16 protein-coding genes and 1 tRNA gene are annotated in these 17,221 nt (G+C 71.5%); 6 read left to right on the top strand and 11 right to left on the bottom strand.

The window, feature by feature from the left end; all coding sequences use genetic code 11:
* Positions 1–38: 38 nt before the first annotated feature.
* The 4 genes from trhA (at position 39) to lat (ending at position 2,981) form a co-directional block, all read left to right on the top strand.
* The gene (gene trhA, locus H4W80_RS25360; RefSeq protein ID WP_192787385.1) at positions 39–686 is read left to right on the top strand and encodes a PAQR family membrane homeostasis protein TrhA; all 648 of its coding nucleotides are present in this window, start codon (positions 39–41) and stop codon (positions 684–686) included.
* The gene (locus tag H4W80_RS25355) at positions 686–1,051 is read left to right on the top strand and encodes a PPOX class F420-dependent oxidoreductase (RefSeq protein ID WP_192787384.1); all 366 of its coding nucleotides are present in this window, start codon (positions 686–688) and stop codon (positions 1,049–1,051) included. The genes trhA and H4W80_RS25355 overlap by 1 nt, the downstream gene beginning before the upstream one ends.
* Entirely contained in the window at positions 1,026–1,640 is a 615-nt protein-coding gene (locus H4W80_RS25350) for an HdeD family acid-resistance protein (protein ID WP_225963655.1), read from the top strand. The genes H4W80_RS25355 and H4W80_RS25350 overlap by 26 nt, the downstream gene beginning before the upstream one ends.
* A gap of 66 nt (positions 1,641–1,706) precedes the next feature.
* A complete protein-coding gene (gene lat / locus H4W80_RS25345; protein WP_192787383.1) occupies positions 1,707–2,981 on the top strand; it encodes an L-lysine 6-transaminase in 1,275 nt (424 codons plus the stop codon).
* Here lat and H4W80_RS25340 read toward each other — a convergent pair.
* The 9 genes from H4W80_RS25340 to H4W80_RS25300 all read right to left on the bottom strand — a co-directional run bounded on the left by H4W80_RS25340 (position 2,971) and on the right by H4W80_RS25300 (position 12,812).
* Positions 2,971–4,221, bottom strand: coding sequence for an NAD(P)/FAD-dependent oxidoreductase (locus H4W80_RS25340; RefSeq protein ID WP_192787382.1), 1,251 nt, complete (start codon positions 4,219–4,221; stop codon positions 2,971–2,973). The two genes, lat and H4W80_RS25340, sit on opposite strands and share 11 nt — an antisense overlap.
* Positions 4,222–4,292: 71 nt before the next feature.
* Positions 4,293–4,487, bottom strand: coding sequence for a helix-turn-helix domain-containing protein (locus H4W80_RS25335; protein WP_235030925.1), 195 nt, complete (start codon positions 4,485–4,487; stop codon positions 4,293–4,295).
* Between the two features lie 188 nt (positions 4,488–4,675).
* Positions 4,676–4,751 (bottom strand) — tRNA-His (locus H4W80_RS25330).
* A gap of 68 nt (positions 4,752–4,819) precedes the next feature.
* Positions 4,820–5,413 (bottom strand): oligoribonuclease, encoded by a 594-nt coding sequence (gene orn / locus H4W80_RS25325; RefSeq protein ID WP_192787381.1) that lies wholly within the window; start codon positions 5,411–5,413, stop codon positions 4,820–4,822.
* Positions 5,414–5,481: 68 nt separating this feature from the next.
* On the bottom strand, positions 5,482–6,624 hold the full coding sequence (locus H4W80_RS61060; protein ID WP_225963653.1) for a DUF2510 domain-containing protein: 1,143 nt from the start codon (positions 6,622–6,624) through the stop codon (positions 5,482–5,484).
* A 49-nt stretch (positions 6,625–6,673) separates the two neighbouring features.
* Positions 6,674–8,011, bottom strand: coding sequence for a protein kinase family protein (locus H4W80_RS25315; protein WP_192787380.1), 1,338 nt, complete (start codon positions 8,009–8,011; stop codon positions 6,674–6,676).
* A gap of 21 nt (positions 8,012–8,032) precedes the next feature.
* Entirely contained in the window at positions 8,033–9,685 is a 1,653-nt protein-coding gene (locus tag H4W80_RS25310) for a serine/threonine-protein kinase (protein WP_192787379.1), read from the bottom strand.
* 106 nt (positions 9,686–9,791) lie between these two features.
* Entirely contained in the window at positions 9,792–12,125 is a 2,334-nt protein-coding gene (locus H4W80_RS62845) for a serine/threonine-protein kinase (RefSeq protein ID WP_192787378.1), read from the bottom strand.
* Between the two features lie 48 nt (positions 12,126–12,173).
* On the bottom strand, positions 12,174–12,812 hold the full coding sequence (locus H4W80_RS25300; protein WP_192787377.1) for a pyridoxamine 5'-phosphate oxidase family protein: 639 nt from the start codon (positions 12,810–12,812) through the stop codon (positions 12,174–12,176).
* A gap of 71 nt (positions 12,813–12,883) precedes the next feature.
* On the opposite strand from H4W80_RS25300, the gene pdxR reads away from it, so the two are divergent.
* Positions 12,884–14,278, top strand: a complete 1,395-nt coding sequence (pdxR, locus tag H4W80_RS25295) for a MocR-like pyridoxine biosynthesis transcription factor PdxR (protein WP_192787376.1) — start codon at positions 12,884–12,886, stop codon at positions 14,276–14,278.
* A gap of 45 nt (positions 14,279–14,323) precedes the next feature.
* On the top strand, positions 14,324–15,031 hold the full coding sequence (locus H4W80_RS25290; RefSeq protein ID WP_192787375.1) for a hypothetical protein: 708 nt from the start codon (positions 14,324–14,326) through the stop codon (positions 15,029–15,031).
* Here the strand turns inward: H4W80_RS25290 and H4W80_RS25285 are convergent.
* Together H4W80_RS25285 and H4W80_RS25280 are read right to left on the bottom strand one after the other, a co-directional pair.
* Entirely contained in the window at positions 15,012–16,133 is a 1,122-nt protein-coding gene (locus H4W80_RS25285; RefSeq protein WP_192787374.1) for a DegT/DnrJ/EryC1/StrS family aminotransferase, read from the bottom strand. The two genes, H4W80_RS25290 and H4W80_RS25285, sit on opposite strands and share 20 nt — an antisense overlap.
* Complete coding sequence (locus H4W80_RS25280; RefSeq protein ID WP_192787373.1) at positions 16,130–17,212, bottom strand: GNAT family N-acetyltransferase; 1,083 nt, start codon at positions 17,210–17,212, stop codon at positions 16,130–16,132. The genes H4W80_RS25285 and H4W80_RS25280 overlap by 4 nt, the downstream gene beginning before the upstream one ends.
* Between the last annotated feature and the right edge of the window lie 9 nt (positions 17,213–17,221).

Raw genomic sequence — 17,221 nt, 5'->3', positions numbered from 1 at the left:
GAAGTAAGGCGACGCTAACCTACGGTACCGTAGGTTTCATGACGACCATCACCGTCAAGCCCAGGCTGCGAGGCTGGTTGCACACCGGGGCGCTGCCCGTGACGCTGGTCGCGGGGTTCGTGCTCGTGGCGCTCGGCCCGACCTTGCAGGCGCGGATGGCCTCCGCCGTTTACGCCATCACGTCCGGTCTGTTGTTCGGGATCTCGGCGACCTATCACCGGGGCACGATGGGGCCGCGGCTGGCGGAGTTCCTGCGCCGGTTCGACCATGCCAACATCTATCTGATCATCGCCGGCACGTACACGCCTTTCGCCCTGCTCGCGCTGGATGGGGTGGCGAGGATCGCGGTGCTCTCCGTGATCTGGGGCGGCGCGCTGGCCGGGGTGCTGTTCCGCGTGTTCTGGATGGGTGCCCCGCGCTGGCTCTACACCGTCCTCTATCTGGCGCTGGGCTGGACCGCGATCTTCGTGATGCCGCAGTTGCTGCAGGGCGCGGGCGTGGCCGCCGTCGTGCTGGTGGCGGTCGGCGGCGTCTTCTACTCGGCCGGGGCGATCGTGTACGGCCTGCGCCGTCCGGACCCGTCGCCCCGCTGGTTCGGCTTCCACGAGGTGTTCCACGCCTTCACCCTCGCCGCGTACCTGGTCCAGTACATCGCGGTGTCGATCGTGGTCTACTCGCACGTGTGATGAACCTCGGGGCAGAGCAGTACATCTCGGTGACCACGTACCGGAGGGACGGCACCCCTGTCGCGACTCCGGTGTGGGCCGCGCAGGACGGTGACGCGGTGGTCTTCTGGACCGTCGCCGACTCCGGCAAGATCAAGCGGATCGCGAACAACCCCAGGGTCAGCGTGGCCGGCTGCGACGTGCGGGGCAGGCTGAGGACCGAGCCGGTCGAGGGCCGGGCCGTGGTGCTGGACGCGGCGGAGACCGAGCGGGTGCGCGGGCTGCTGCGGCGCAAGTACGGCCTCCTGGGGCGGATCACGCTGCTCGGCAGCAGGCTCCGCAGGGGGAGTACCGGCACCGTTGGAGTGCGGATCACCGACATTTGACCCCACGCTGGTCTGTTTTCCGGCATTACCTGGAAATCAGACCAATATGGGAGATATCACACGGTCGTGGTGGCTTCTACTCATACGCGGCCTCGCCTCGCTGATCTTCGGCATCCTGGCGCTCATCTGGCCGGCGATCACGCTGCTCGTGCTCGTGATCTTCTTCGGTGCGTACGCGCTGGTCGGAGGCGTGGCTGAGCTGCTCGCCGGGTTCCGGCACGGGGCCGAGTCGCGCGCTTGGCTGATCTTCTCGGGAATTATCGGGATATTGGCCGGTATAGCGACATTTATCTGGCCGGGCATCACGGCGCTGGCCCTGCTCTTCGTCATGGCCTTCTGGGCCATCTTCGCCGGCGTCGCGGAGATTCTCGCGGGCATCAAACTCCGCAAGGCCATCGACAACGAATGGCTGCTCATCATCGGCGGCGTCCTGTCGCTGATCTTCGGCATCCTGCTGCTCATCTGGCCGGGCGCGGGTCTGCTCAGCCTCGTCTGGCTGGTCGGAATCTTCGCGATCCTGCACGGCATCGCCATGATCGGTCTGTCGTTCCGCGTGAAGAACTTCTCTCGCGGGGTAGGTATGCCGTAAATTTTGCGTAGATGCCCGTGTTCCTCAAGAGGAACATCCGGTCAGACCGACGCACGTGGAGTCGCCATGGACGTACACGCCCGCCTCGCCCGCCACCTGCTCGTCGACGGATACCGGCTCGTGCTCGATCTTGAGCTCAGTCGCGGCTCCTGGCTCGTCGACGCCCGAAACGGCCGCCGCTACCTCGACTTCTACACGTTCTTCGCCTCGGCCCCGCTCGGGGTGAACCCGCCCTTCGACCCCGACTTCGCCCTCCTGCTCGGCCAGGTCGCCCGGAACAAACCGGCGAACCCCGACATCTACACCGAGCACCTGGCGGACTTCGTCGACACCTTCGTCCGCGTGCTGGGCGACCCCGACCTGCCGCACCTGTTCTTCGTCGAGGGCGGCGCCCTGGCCGTCGAGAACGCGCTCAAGACCGCCTTCGACTGGAAGAGCCGCCGCAACGAGGCCGCCGGACGCTCGCGCGACCTGGGCACCCAGGTCCTGCACCTGACCAAGGCCTTCCACGGCCGCAGCGGCTACACCCTGAGCCTCACCAACACCGAGCCCGGCAAGACCGACCGCTTCCCCAAGTTCGGCTGGCCGCGGATCGACGTGCCCGCCATCCACTTCGGGGACGTGGAGGCGGCCGAGGAGCGCGCGCTGGCCCAGGCCCGCGAGGCGTTCGAGCGCCATCCGCACGACATCGCCTGCTTCATCGCCGAGCCCATCCAGGGCGAGGGCGGCGACAACCACATGCGGCCCGAGTTCCTGCAGGCCATGCAGCACCTGTGCCACGAGTACGACGCCCTGTTCATCCTTGACGAAGTTCAGACGGGCGGCGGGACGACCGGGACGCCGTGGGCGTACCAGCAGCTGGGCCTCGCTCCGGACGTGGTGGCCTTCGCCAAGAAGGTGCAGGTGGGCGGGATCATGGCGGGCCGCCGCGTCGACCTGGTGCCCGACAACGTGTTCCGGCAGAGCGGGCGGATCAACTCGACCTGGGGCGGCGGCCTGGTGGACATGGTACGCAGCCGGGGCATCCTGGAGATCGTCGAGCGCGACGGCCTGATCACCCGCGCCGGCGCCCTCGGCAACGTGCTGCTCGAACGCCTCACGAAGCTGGAGGCCGAGCGCCCCGAGTCGATCTCGAACGTCCGCGGCCGGGGCCTGATGTGTGCCTTCGACCTGCCCGGCCAGGCCGAGCGCGACGCGCTGGTGACCCGCCTCAGGGAGGAGCACGGGGTGCTGGTGCTGCCCTGCGGGCCCCGCTCGGTCCGCCTGCGGCCCGCGCTGAACATCCCGGAGGCCGACGTCGACCACGGCCTCCGGGCCCTGTCGGAGGCTCTTACTCCGTGACGCTGGTGGCCGCGCGGCGCGGCCCGAAGTAGCGCCAGAAGAAGTTCAGCAGCACGGTCATGCGGTTGCGCCCGCCCAGCAGGTACGCCACGTGGATGAAGATCCACGCCAGCCAGGCGGGCAGCCCGTACGCGGTCATCCCGTTGGACAGCTGCAAAACGGCCTCCGCCTTGCCGACGGTGGCCATGATGCCCGGGTCGCGATACTTGAACGCCGCCGGCGACCGCCCCTGGTGCACCGCGACGATCTGCCTGCCCACGTGCTTGCCCATCTGGATCGCCGGCTGGGCGAGCTGGGGGAGCGGGTTGGGCGGCCCCGCCAGGTCACCCGCCACGAAGATCTCGGGATGGTCCGGCACGTTCAGCGCCTGCGTGACCGTGATCCGCCCGCCCTTGCCCTGCGGCAGGCCCCAGTCGCCCGCCTGCTTGGGCGCGGTGACGCCGAGCGCCCACACGGTGATGTCGGAGGGCAGCCGCGTGCCGTCGGACAGCACCACGGCGTCCGGCTCGACGGAGGCCACCGTGGCGCCCAGCCGCAGATTGACCCCTCTCCTGCGCAGCGCGGCCGCCGCCCTGTCGCGCAGCCGCGGCTTGTACGGCGCCAGCACATAGTCGAACCGCTCCACCAGCGTCACGCTGGTCTGCTGCGGCTTGATCTCGGGATGCGTCAGCGGCAGCGTGCGCCGCCGCAGCTCGGCCAGCGTGCCCGCCATCTCGACCCCGGTCGCGCCCGCGCCGACCACCACGACGTGCACGCTCTCGCGCCGGCCCGCCGCGGTGTCCTCCAGGTAGTGCTGGAACCGGCGGCGCAGCACCCCCGCGTCGCTGAGCGAGTAGATGGGCAGCGCGTTCTCCTGCGCTCCCTCGATGCCGAGCCAGTTGGTGGTGACGCCGGTGCCCAGCACGAGGTAGTCGTACTCGAGCCCGCTGCCGTCGTCGAGCTCCACCCGCCGCTCGTCCGGCAGGATCTTGCTCAGCGCCGCCCGCCGCGCCCGCACGTTGGGCCACCTGGCCGCGAACGTGCGGATCGGGTACGACACGTCCGCACTGCCCATGCTGGCGGTGGCCACCTGGTAGAGGAGGGGTTGGAAGGTCGCGTACGGGTTGCGGTCGATGAGCGTCACCAGCGCTCCGGCCTTGGCCAACTCCTTGGTGGCGGCCAGCCCGGCGAATCCACCGCCCACCACCACGACTCGCGGTCTCTGAACCATGCCAAGGGGTCTGCCCCTGAAAGTGCTCATGGAACCGGTGGCCCGCGACGGCAGGCCGGTGGCCGGCCCGCCGGTTCTCTCGGGCCGGCTCGCGGAAAGCGTTACTCCTGGCGGGAGCGCCACAGGCCGATGGCCGTGACCCGTGAGTCCACCCCTAGCTTGGCGTAGATGCGATTGACGTGGTTCTTGACCGTCTTCTCGCTGAGGAACAGCCGTTGAGCGATCTGCCCGTTGGACTGACCGGTGGCGATCAGGTCCATGACCTCGGCTTCACGCTTGCTCAGGGACGTGAACACGCTATCGAACGCTGCGTCGTCGACTCTCATCCGGCCTCCGGGTGGCGCGCAGACGGTCAGATCGCCGATGGCCCCCGTGCTTCCGGCGTTAGCGGTAGACAGCGAGCATAACTCGCAATGTCATGATTTGGGGACGTTGTTGGGAGAAAACGGCAACGGCCGGTCCCGAAGGACCGGCCGTGCCTCGTTGGGGTGAGTGAAGGGACTTGAACCCTCGACATCCAGGACCACAACCTGGCGCTCTGCCAACTGAGCTACACCCACCATGAGCCACCCCTGTGTGGTGGCACAGGAAAAGTGTAGCGGGGTTCGGGAGTCTTTACGCCACTCCTTTAGCCGCTGACACGCTCTGCCAGGGATCTCGCGGTCGCCGAGTCGGGCCCCGGCTGGGCGACGAAGATCGCCGCGCGGTAGTAGCGCAGCTCCCTGATGCTCTCCATGATGTCCGCCAGAGCCCGGTGTCCGCCCTGCTTCTCGGGCGCCGCGAAGTAGACGCGGGGGTACCAGCGGCGCACCAGCTCCTTGATCGACGAGACGTCGATCATCCGGTAGTGCAAGTAGCCGTCGACCCCGGGCATGTCGCGCGAGATGAACGTGCGGTCGGTGCCGATCGAGTTGCCGCACAGCGGCGCCTTCTTCGGCTCGGGGACGTGCCGCCGGATGTAGTCGAGCACGACCGACTCGGCCTCCGCCAGCGTCACACCGCCCGCCAGCTCGGGCAGCAGCCCCGAGGCGGTGTGCATCTCGCGCACGACCTGCGACATCTGCTCCAGCGACTCCGGCGGCGGCTTGATGACCACGTCGACGCCTTCGTCCAGCTGATTGAGCTCGCTGTCGGTGATGACGCACGCCACCTCGACGAGCGCGTCGCGACCCAGGTCGAGCCCGGTCATCTCGCAGTCGATCCAGACCAGCAAGTCACTCATTCGCTCTCCTCGCCCAGCGGCTCGGAGCAATCCGCCCGCTTGTTACCCCACCAGCCTAGTGCCACTGATTAGGCGGGCTTGAGCGAGCCGAGAACCTTGGCCAGCACGTCGGTGCCCAGATTGTCGGGAACGGAGGCGTACATGATGGCCGGACGCTGCCCGTCGCCGCGGTCCATGAGCACGATCGCGCCGTTCTCCTTCTTCCACTTGTAGCCCTTCTCCTCCGAGACCTTGGAGAAGTCGAGCTGGAACTGCAGCACCCAGGCGTCCTTGTCGCCGATCTTCATCGCCTTGTCCTCCACGACCTTGGTCTCGTGGGCGAGCTGGTAGAACTTGGTGGAGAAGTCGACGAAGACCGCCTTGGCCGTGTCGCCCATGCCGGCGGCGCCGGAATAGGGATAGAGCTCGTTGAGCAGGCCCGTGTAGATGTTGCCGATCCAGTCGCCCTCGCCGTCGTACTTCGCCTGCGAGACCGCCTGCACCGCGCCCGACCACAGCTGCTGGGTCGGGGCCGGGTTGGGGCCGTTGACCTCGGCGGGCTGGGGCACCGTCCAGTTGCCGGGCACCTCGAAGGACAGGCCGGACTGCGGGTCGGTGATGCGGCCGCCGACCGGCTGGGGCAGCTCGGTGACGCCCTGGGAGGGCGGCTCGCTGGACGGGGGGTCCTGGCTCGGCGGGTCCTCCTGCTCGAACGTGTCGGCCGGTGTCGGCAGCGACGCCGTCGGCGTGGTGCTCCGGTTGATGAAGAAGATGCCGGCCACCACGATCAGCGCGACCACCACCAGGGCCGCCAGACCCCCGAACACCCAGGGCAGCGGGTTGGACTGCTTGGGCGGCGGGCCGTAGGTCACCCCGGGCAGGGGCGGGCCGCCCCACTGGGTGGGCCCCGGCTGGGTGGGGCCCGCCGGCCGGCCGTAGGGCCCCTGCCCGTACGCCGGCTGGCCGAACTGCAGCGTGGGGTTCGCGGGCGTCGCCGACCAGTCGGGGCTCGACTGGGGCTGCGACTGCGGCTGCGGCTGGGGCTGCGAGGGGGGCTGGGGCTGCGGCTGCGACGGGGGCTGCGGCTGCGGCCCGGAGGGCTGCTGCGGGGGCGCGCCCGGCCCGGACTGCTGCGCGTGGAGGGCGTCGGTCCACTGGGTGCCGTCCCACCAGCGGAGCTGGGGCTCTCCGTACGGGTCCGGGTACCAGCCCGCGGGGGTCTGCGTGGTCATGTTCGCCAGATTAGTAAGAACCTCATTGATATGCATTGTCGCGAGGGCATCAGCACTTGTACGTGAAGCTGGCCTTGTCGCTGCGGACCGGGCCGGGCGTCAGGATCCGCAGCGTGGCGGTGGCCTTGACGTTGCTCCTGCCCTGGAGCGTCCACCGGAGCGGCACCTCGTACGTCGTCTGGTCCGCCTTCGTGCGCAGCGTTCCCTTGACGACCTCCTTGTCCAGGTTCTTGCGCCATTCGTAGGTGATCTCGCCGGGCGCCCCGTTGGTGACCACCGTTCCGGTGATCAGGACGGCCTTGTCGCAGCCCTGGGTCTTCTTCGGCGCCACCACGTCGATCGACTCGACCGCCAGCGCCGGCGTGTTCCCCACGTAGAACCAGGCCAGGACCGCCCCCGCCATGACGACCGCGAAGAGGGCCGCGGAGGTGATCGTGCGCCGCCGCCGCGCCCGCGAGGCCCTGGCGAGCCTGGCGCCGGGACGGTGCTCGGTGGCGGCCTGGTCGCGCCCGGCCCGCCAGATCCGCTCGGCCGTCGTCTCCGGCCGCTGCTCCTGCGTGCTGATCCCCGGCCCGAACTGCACCGGCCCCGAGGACCGGCCCGGGACGTGCAGCAGGGTGACGATGTCGCCCTCGTCCCCGGGCGGCAGGACGGGCGGCGGCGCGTACGCCCGCGCCTGGGCGAACGCCGACCTCCCGCGCGCGGCCTGCGCCAGCTCCTCCCGGCCGGTGGCCTGGCCGGCCAGCACGTCGCGGGCGGCGGCCAGGCCCAGGGTCCCGGCCGTGGCCGCGGCGCGTTCGAACAGCTCGGCGGCCTCCTGCCGGCCCTGCCCGAACGAGGCGGCCAGCCCGCGCGCCAGCGACGCCCACCCCGCCGCGTCCCGCTCGCGGGGCGCGACCCGGCCGCGGATGGCGTCGGACAGCCCGCGCTCGGACAGCAGCGCTGCGCCCTCCGCCGTGATCACCACGGTGCCCGGGTGCACGGACCCGTGCGTGACCCCGGCCGCGTGCAGCCCGATGAGCGTCTGGGCGGTCTCCACGAGCACGGACGCCGCACCCGCCGGGCCGATCGGCGCGGTGGCGAGCAGATCGGACAGGGTGGGGCTGACCGCCTGCGCGGTGAGCAGCCACACCTGGTCGCCCGCCGCCACCACGTCGGCCACCGGGATCAGCCCGGTCAGCCCGGCGAGCACCAGCCGCTGGTCGGTCATGACCGCGTGCACCACCCGGTCGCGCACGCCGGGCAGAGCGATGATCTTGGGATCGAACAGCAGCGCCCCCGCCCTGCGGCCATCGGGTGAGATCGCGTCGATCCAGTTGCCGAGCTCGGTCATCCAGGTGTGTTCGGTGAGCCGGAAACCGGCGATCCCGTGTCCAGGGTTGTTCATCCGCCGTCCCCCCGGCGCGTCTCAGCGCTTCCTTCTGTGGCGTCCCGCCATACGGCGTCTCACCGCAAGTGTGACCGGAACCGCGCCGGACGTCATCAGGCCGAAGGCGAGCAGCGCGGCCTGCGCGTCGCTCCCGCGATCGATCCGGGGCTCCTCCGGCGACGGCTCCCCTTCGCCTCCGCTCCCGCCCTCGCCGCCGTCGGCGGGCGGCGAGCTGGGCGTCGGGGCCGGCCGGGTCGGCGGGGCCGGCGGGGTCGTGGTGGCGGGGGGCGTCGGGGTGGGCGCGGCCGTGGTCGGCGGGGTGTTGCCCTCGGGGTCGTGGGGCGTGCCGGTGATCTGGGGCTGCTCGGGAGACGGGGTCGGGGTCGGCTTCTTGGTCTTGGGAGGCGTCTTGACGGGGGTGGCGACGGCCTTGGGCGTGGGCTTGCGCGTCGGCCGCTTTGTGGGCCGCGTGGTGGCGGTCGGCTGCACGGGCGGCGGCGCGGCGCTCTGCGTCGGCGTCGCCTTGGGGGTGGTCGCCTCGGCCGAGGGGGTGGGCGTCGGCTCCTCGTCCGTCTCGTCGCTCTCCTCGGGCTCCGGCGTCGCGGGCACGGCCGTGGTGGGGGAGACCGTACTGGTCTGCGCCCGCAGCACCGGCGTGTCCGACGAGGCGTTGGCGATGACCACGGCCACCGCCACCAGCACGCCGACGGCGGTCGCGCCGATGGCGATCTTCGCGGGCAGCTTGCCGAGGACGCGCGCCGGGTCGCGGAAGCGGGTCTCGGCCAGCGAGGTCTGCGTCTGGGCGGGCTCGTCGAGGGCGGTCGGGAAGAGCAGGACCAGCAGGCCGGCGAGCGCGGCCAGGCGGCGGCGCCCGCGCTCCTCCCAGTCGGACCCGTACCCTTCGGCCGCGACCGCCTCCAGCTCGGTCAGGAACGCCTCCGCGGACGGCGGCCGCCGGCCCGGCTCCTTGGCCAGGCCGCGCTCGACGAGGCTCCGCAGCGGCGCGGGCACCTCGTCCACCGGCGGCGGGGAGCTCTGGTGCTGGCGGGCCAGGGCGGCGATGTTGGGGGCGCGGAAGGGCCGGGTGCCGGTCAGGCACTCGAAGAACACGACGGTCGCCGCGTACACGTCCGTCGGGGGCGCGGGAGGACCGCCCGACCACTGCTCGGGCGCCATGTACGGCGGCGTGCCCGCGGCGCTCGCGCCCTCGCCCGCCTTGACCGCGATGCCGAAGTCCACGAGCTTGCTGGTGCCGTCGCCCTGGACCATGACGTTCTCGGGCTTGAAGTCGCGGTGGACGACGCCGAGCGCGTGCGCCGAGGCCAGACCCTGGAGCGAGCCCTTGAGGACGGTCAGCGCCGCCTCAGGGCCGGTGGGACCCTCGGACCTGAGGATCTCGCGCAGCGACACCCCGTTGATCAGCTCCATGACGATCGCCGCGCCCTGGCCGGACTCGACGTAGTCGATCAACCGGGCGTGGTACTGGCTCTGGAGCGTGCCGAGCAGCCGGGCCTCGTGCCGGAAGCGCGCGACGAACCCCATGTCGGTCTTCAGCTCGTCGCTGAGGTACTTGATGGCCACCTCGACGCCGTCGTGGTCGCGCCTGGCCAGGACCACGCGCCCGGACGCGCCCGAGCCCAGGTCGCGGATCTCGGTGTAGCCGGGGACCCCCCACTGGCCTTCACCGTGCATAACGGTCTCCTCTGGAGTCTGCCGGGCCCCCACCCTCATCAACCGGCCGTAGCTTAACCAGAGGGAACCGCTTTCCCGCTACCGATATCCCTATTAGTCAGCAATGTCATCCAACGTTGTCGTCTGTGCCTGGGCTAGGGGTCTTGCTGGGCTCCTCCTCCTCGGGAGGTTCCTCTTCCCTTGGGCACTCCTGCGTGGCTCCGCTCGCGCTGTCGCTCCCGTTGCCGGCCGCCGGATCGGTGGAGGCCGTCACGGACCACCTCGTGCCGCAGGGGAGCTTGACGGCGTGGCTCAACGTCCTGGTGTACGAGGTGGCGCCGGACAGGGTGACCGACTCCGTGCCCCCGCCCTCGTCGGCGGAGAACGACACGACGAGCCGTACCGGCTGGGTGCTCGACGTGGTCACCGAGACGGTCGCGACGAGCCCGCCCTCGCCCTGACCGGCCCTGACGATCGAGACCCGCTCCACCTGCGGCGGGCAGGGCACCGACGTCCGTGCGGTGGCGGTCCGGTCACCGGCGCGCACCCGCACCGACAGGGTCGCGCCGCACGGGCGGGACCTGAAGGTGTGGGCGAACGAGCGCGCGTAGGACGTCCGGCCGGACAGGGTCGCCGACCGGGTGCCGACCGGATCGCCGTTCACCGCGAACTGGGCCTCGACGGGGATCTCCCCGGTACCGCTCGCGCTCACCCGCACCGCCGCCTGCGCGGTGCGGCCCGGCGCGTCGGGCAGGTCCAGGGAGACGCGCAGGCCGGTCACCCTCGTCGGGCAGGGCGGCACGGCCAGCGAGGCCGTCCTGGCGCCTCCTGGGGCCGCCGGGGAGGTGACCACGGTCAGCGTCACCGTGCTGCCGCACGGGCGCTCGCCGATGGACCAGGAGAGCGTTCGGGTGTAGGACCTGGCGCCGGCCAGGCGCAGGCGCTGGGTGCGGCCGCCTTCGCCGGGGGCCGACCAGGTCGCGGTGGCGGTGACGGGGGCGGTGCCGTCGGTGCGCACGGTGACCGTGGCGGCAGCGTCGCCGTCCTCGTCGACCGTGAGGCCGCCCACGTTCACCCCGAGCACCTCGGTCACGGGCTCCGGAGTGGGAGTGGGGGTGGGCGTCGGGGTCGGGGTGGGGGTCGGCCGGGGAGTCGGCGTCCGCTTGGGAGTGGGCGTCGGGGTGGCCTTCTTGGTGGGCTTGGGGGTCTTGACCGGTTTCGTGGTGGTCGGCGTGCTGACCGGGGTCTTCGCCGGAGTCTGTACGGGGGTCTTCGCCGGGGTCTTTATGGGGATGACCGCCTTGGGCGTGCTAGCGGGCGTCGCCTTCGGGGTGACCTCGGGTGTGGTTTCGGGGGTCGGCTCCGGCGTGGCCGGCGGATCGGCCGCCGGTTCCGTCGTGAACTGCGAGGGCGGGACGGCCGCCGCCGCGCCGAGCTCCTCCGTGGGCGGCGACTGGCGGTTGGCCAGCACGACCACCACCGCCACGGCGGTCGCCACGGCCACGGCGCCGGCCATGGCCATGCGTGCCACGTTCGAGCGCAGGCCGCGGAAGACCGTCCGGGCCAGCGAGGTCGTCACCTCCGGGACGGGCGTCGGCGCCGTGGGCAGCAGCAGGGCAAGCAGGGCCACGAGCGCGGCCAGGCGGCGCTTCCCGCGCTCCTCCCAGTCCTCGCCGTACGCGGCCCTGGCCATGGCCTCCAGCTCCGCCACGAACGCGTGCGCGCTCGCCGGCCGCCGCGCCGGGTCCTTGGCCAGCCCGCGCCTGACCAGCTCGCGCACCGGCTGCGGCGCGTCGTGGAACGGCACAGGGGCGTGGACGTGCTGATAGCCGAGCACGCTCGGCTCGGTGGAGCGGTAGGGGCGGTGCCCCGTCAGGCACTCGAAGAAGACGGCGGTGGCCGCGTACACGTCGGTCGCGGGCGAGGCGGGCAGCCCCTCCCACAGCTCGGGCGCCATGTACGGCGGCGTGCCCTCCGGATGCGTGGGCGTGCCCTGCCGCACCGCGATGCCGAAGTCGACGAGCTTGCTGACCCCGTCGTCCCTGACGATCACGTTCTCGGGCTTGTAGTCCCTGTGCACCAGCCCGAGGTCGTGCGCCCTGGCCAGCCCGAGCAGCGACCCCTTCAGCACCACCAGCGCCGCCTCGGGCTCGGTCGCGCCGTTCTCGCGCAGCAGGGCCCGCAAGGAGACGCCGTTGACCAGCTCCATCACGATGGCCGCGCCACCGGCGTCCTGGACGTACTCCCACATCGTGGCGATGTTCGGGTCGCGCAGCGTGGTCAGCAGCCGCGCCTCGGCCTGGAACCTGCCCAGCGCGGCGGGATCGCGCAGCAGCCCCTCGGAGAGGTACTTGATGGCGACCTTGACGCCGGTCTCGTCGTGTACGGCCAGCGTCACCCGCCCGCTGGCGCCGGTCCCGAGTTGCTTGATCTCGGTATAGCCGGGAGCGCTCCACTCCATCGACGTCTCCCATCACCATCAGGAGCAGGTGGTGCCTGCTCCATGGAACTACTCCCGATGGAGGATGTGAACAGGCGCGTCGATACCTTCTGGGAGCATCGGATCCGGCTCGGGTTCGCCCCACGTGGTGACCAGGGGCAGCACCCCGGCCCATACCGGCAGGTCGTAGTCCTCTTCCTCGTCCTTGGGCGCCCCGCGCCTGATCTTGACCGACGCCTCCTCCAGCGACAGGGCCAGCACGGCGGTGGCGGCGAGCTCCTTGCGGTTGGGCTGCCTGACGTAGTCCCACTGCCCGGGCGCGAGCTGCTCCGACAGGGCCCGCAGCCCCGCCATCCGCTCCTCCGGGTCCGTCACGAGCCGGGCGCGGCCGTAGACGACCGCCGAACGGTAGTTGACCGAGTGGTGGAAGACGGAGCGGGCCAGCACGATCCCGTCCACGTGCGTGACCGTGACGCACACCTCGCCCCCGTCGGCGGCGCGCAGCGTCGTGGCCCCCGTGGAGCCGTGCAGATAGAGGGTCTCGCCGATGCGGCCGTAGCCCGTGGGCACGACCATGGGGTGGCCGTTCACGACCACGCCCAGGTGGCAGACCAGGCCGGTGTCGAGGACCTCGTGGAGGTCGTTCCTGTCGGTGCTGCCCCGCTCCTTCGAGCGGCCGAGCGTGGTGCGGGAAGTGGTGGAGAGCATGATTCGACCGTAACCACCAAGTGGACCTATCCTGTAGGGCCACTATCGAGCCCTTCGCAGAGACCACTTCCGTGCGTACCCACGTTGACCTGCCCGTTTCCCTTTTCCGTGACTCGGACGCGCCGCTGACCGCGCAGCTCGCCGACTGGCTGCGGCGCGCCATGCTGGACGGCACGCTGGCGCCCGGCGAGCGGCTGCCGTCCACGCGTTCCCTGGCGACCCAGCTCGCGGTGAGCAGGACCGTGATCACGGAGGCGTACCAGCAGCTGTACGCGGAGGGGTGGCTGGACGGGCGGCACGGCTCCGGGACGTTCGTGGCCGACATGGAGGTGGCCCCGCCGCCGCGCGAGCAGACGCCGTACGTGCCCGCGCCGCCGCCCGCCCCGGCCGACGGGATCGACCTCACACCGGGCCAGCCCTGGGTGCGCGACTACGACCTGGCGGCGTGGAAGCGGGCCTGGCGCAAGGCCGCCGACCTGCCGCCGGGCGCCGACCCCAGCCCGTACGGCCTGCCGCGCCTCAGGGAGCTGCTGGCCGACCACCTGAGACGGGCCAGAGGCATGGCCGTCGGTCCCGAGAACATCCTGGTCACCCGGGGCACCGGCAACGGGCTCGACCTGTGCGCGCTCGCCCTGCTCGGCACCGGCACGCGGGCCGGCGTCGAGGACCCGGGCTACCACGTGGCGCGCACGGTCTTCGCGGCCAGGGGCGCCGAGGTGGTGCCGTGCCCGGTGGACGAGGACGGCGTGGTCGTGGACGGGCTGCCCGGCGACCTCCGCGTGCTCTACACCACGCCCGCGCACCAGTACCCCCTGGGCGGGCGGCTCCCGATCCCGCGCAGGGAGCGGTTGCTGGCCTGGGCCAGGAGCACGGGCGCGACGATCGTCGAGGACGACTACGACGCGGAGTTCCGCTACGACGTCGCCCCGCTGCCAGCCCTCTACGGCCTGGACCCCTCGCGGGTCGTGCTCCTCGGCACGCTCTCCAAGACGCTCGCGCCCGACGTGGGCGTCGGCTGGCTCGTCGGAGCTCCCGAGCTGGTCGCCACCATCTCCCGCCTGCGGCGCAGCGTCGGTGACCGCACCAGCGGGCCCGTCCAGCAGGCCGTGATCAACCTGCTGGAGTGCGGCGACCTCGACCGGCACCTGCGCAGGATGCGCCTGGAGTACGCCCGCCGCCGCGCCGCGGTCGTCGAGCTCCTGGGGCCCGTCTGCCGCCTGCGCGGCGACACGGCCGGGCTGCACGTGGTGGCCGAGCTGCCTGCGCCGGTCGAGCGGTACGTGGTGGAGCGGGCCAGGGAGCGCGGCGTCCTGCTCGACTCCATCGGCCGCCACCACCACGGGCGGGCGCGGCTGCACGGCGTGGTGATCGGCTACGGCTCCGCCTCACTCGCCGACGTCCGCCGCGGCTGCCGCATCCTCGCCGACCTCATCCGCTCCACGGGTGCTCAGGGCGGATCTGAGTAGCCGAGCTCTCGCCCCCCACCCCACCCCCGAAGCATGCTGAACCCCATGAAATGGTGGCTGCTCCTCGCGTCCCTGATCGTCGCCCTGCTCACCGTCTGGCTGGTCCTCTACGCGGGCGTGGCGCCGTCCACGCTCCTCTCCCTGGGCGCCGGCGCGATCAGCCTGCTCTGGCTGGTCGTCGTCCTGACCGTCCCGTGGAACCTGTTCCTGGCCGCCCGCCACGTCCTCCACGAGATCCAGGTGTCCAGGGAGGCCGGCATCGAGGTGGCCCGGCACCGCGAGGACGAGGCGCGGCGCATCGCCCGGCGCATGCTCGTGCTCGCGGTCTCCGGCCACGTCGTCTCCGCCGCCGTGATCGCGGTCGTCACGTTCTTCGCGGGGGCCCAGCTCGGCTACTACTTCTCCGGGTTCTACCTGCTCGCCACCGCTTTCCGGCCGGTCGCGGCGTACACGAAGCACCTGCGCGACCGGGTCAGGACGCTCGGGCAGGAGGTGCGCTACCCGCGCGCGGACGTGATCGCCCTGCTCGACCGGGTGTCCGAGCTGGAGACGGTCGTGAAGGGCATCAAAAGAGACGTCGACGACCTGAACGCCGCCCGCCAGGGCCTGGAGCTGGCCGACCACGATCTGGGGCGCCGGATGACGCTCATGGCCCGCCGGTTCGACGAGACCGTGGACGGGCTGAACGACAACCAGGAGGTGATCACGGGGCTGAAGGCGTTCCTGCGGCTGGTCAGGGCGGACCTTGCGTAGGCGGCTCGAGGTCGCGCAGGACGGGCAGGGCGCGGGCGGCGTACAACGGGTCCACGGGCAGCACGTGCCGCGCCCACCAGCGCGCGGGCCCGGGATCGGGGGAGGGCTCGGTGAAGGCGGGGGCGTAGTCGTCGTACGGCGGGTCGTACAGGTAGCCCGTGGCCACCCCGCGCCGCTCCAGCTCGGCGATGGCCGCGTCCCTGTCGCGCACCAGGAGCGGCACGCGGAACAGCGGGCGGCGCACGTCGTCGCGCACGGCGGGCGCGACCGTGGGCAGCTCGGCCAGGGCCGCGACGCCCGCCAGCCGCCGGCCGCGGTCGGCGGCGACCTTGGCCAGGCGCCTGGACTGGTACCAGCGGGCCACGCGGCCGCGGCGGGCGCGGTAGTCGTGCAGGTCGGCGCGTACCCAGGGGTCGAAGGGCGGCAGCTCGGGGATCCGCTCGAGTGCCTGCTTCAGGGCCTCGGGCTCCAGGGCGATGCGGTAGCCCTCGCGGTCTTCCTGCATGCCGAGTGCCCGCATGAGCCTGAGCGCGGGGCGTACGAGGTCGAGCCTGAGCGCCACCTGGCGGGCCATCGAGGTGGCCACGCCGGTCAGGTCGGCCCTCAGGGATCCGGGGGCCAGCAGGGCGTCACGGGCGCGCTGGAGCGCGCGCAGGTCGGACTCGTGCTCGACCGCCAGGACGCCGCCCGAGCCCGCCCCCGGGTGCTTGGAGAGGCTGAACACCCCGGCCTGGCCGAAGGTCCCCAGCGGCCGGCCGCCGACGCTCGTCTCCATGGCGTGCGCCACATCCTCGATCAGGATTTTTCCGGACAAGGAGGGGGCGTCGTCGGGCAGGCCGTACAGGTTGGTCGTCAGGACGGCGTCCACCGCGGCGAGGTCGACGCGGGAGACGTCGATGTTGCCGTCGCGCGGGGACAGCGGCGCGATCACCGGGCGCAGGCCGGCCGCGAGCACCAGGAACAGGATCTCGTCGGCCGAGATCGGCGACATGAGCAGCCGCTGGCCCGGCTCGCACCAGTGGCGTAAGGCCAGGTAGAGGCCAAGACGGTTGGAGGGGAGCGCCAGGCAGCGACGGCCTGTGCGCTCCTCGATCGGCCTCACCCCTGCAGGACGGTGCGGAGCCGTCCGTAGGTCTTCAACGCCTTGTCGGCGGTCTTGAGCAGGAACGGGTTGGCCATCACCGTGGCGCGCGTCTTGCGCACGGGCACCCGCATCATCCAGTGGATCCCGGCCGACGCGCCGATCCTGGCCACCCGGCCCTCGGCCACTTCGAGCTGGCCCGTCTTGAGCTTCTCCTTGTACTCCTTCTCGCCCCGGCCCATGTCGATCACCTCGATGCCGTTGGCCGCGGCCTGCTCGGCCATCGCCAGGTGGTGGATGAGGCCGGGGGAGTACTTGGCGAAGTGGGTGTCGTAGGCGGGGAACCACCCGGCGAGCGTCGTACGCGTACGGAGGCCGAAATGCCCGGCCACCGGCCGCCCGTCCACGTAGACCATGTCGAGCACCCCGGCGAAGCTGTCGGACCGGGTGGCCAGCAGCCGCTCGACCAGCTCCACGATCCACCGGTGCGCGAACCTGTCGGTGCGCCCGGTGCGGCGGTATTGATCGGTCTTCCAGCCGAGCAGCGTGTGCAGGGGCGCCAGGTCGGTGGTCGCGTAGTCGTGGTGCAACTCCCCGGCCTCGCGCTGCAGCTTGCGCGACTTGGCCAGGGTGGACTTGTACGTCTTGCCGGAGTGCTCCCGGAGGATGTCGGTGTAGTGCTCGTAGCCTCCGCGCAGGTCGATGATCGGCGACGGGTGCCGGTCGTGCCGCTCGTCCAGCAGCGGCTGGCCGGAGACCAGATGGTCGAACTCGTACACCGCGAGCCCGCACTCCTTGAGGAGGCGGCGCGGATCGATGGGGAGCCCTTTGGCACGTACCATCCCCTGCGCGTCGGTCAGCCCCGCGGCGACCGGTTTGCCGATGCCGAGGGGATGTCGTTCAAAGGGGAAGAAGCCGACGATGTCTGGGCCGTCGTAGAGGACCGCGACCCGTACGACATCTCGGAGTTCGCCTACCGTGATGGTGAATTCCGGAGACAAGAAGGGGCTGTCGAGTGCGGGGTCCGCCTCCTGGAGCTCCCTCCAGCGGCTCACTTCGGATTGTCCCAGCTCACGGGGCAGGGCAAGGGTGACGCGCATGGGCTCCTA

It is taken from the genome of Nonomuraea angiospora, from assembly GCF_014873145.1.
In the GTDB taxonomy this organism is placed as follows: domain Bacteria; phylum Actinomycetota; class Actinomycetes; order Streptosporangiales; family Streptosporangiaceae; genus Nonomuraea; species Nonomuraea angiospora.
This window is presented reverse-complemented; position numbering and strand designations above follow the sequence as displayed.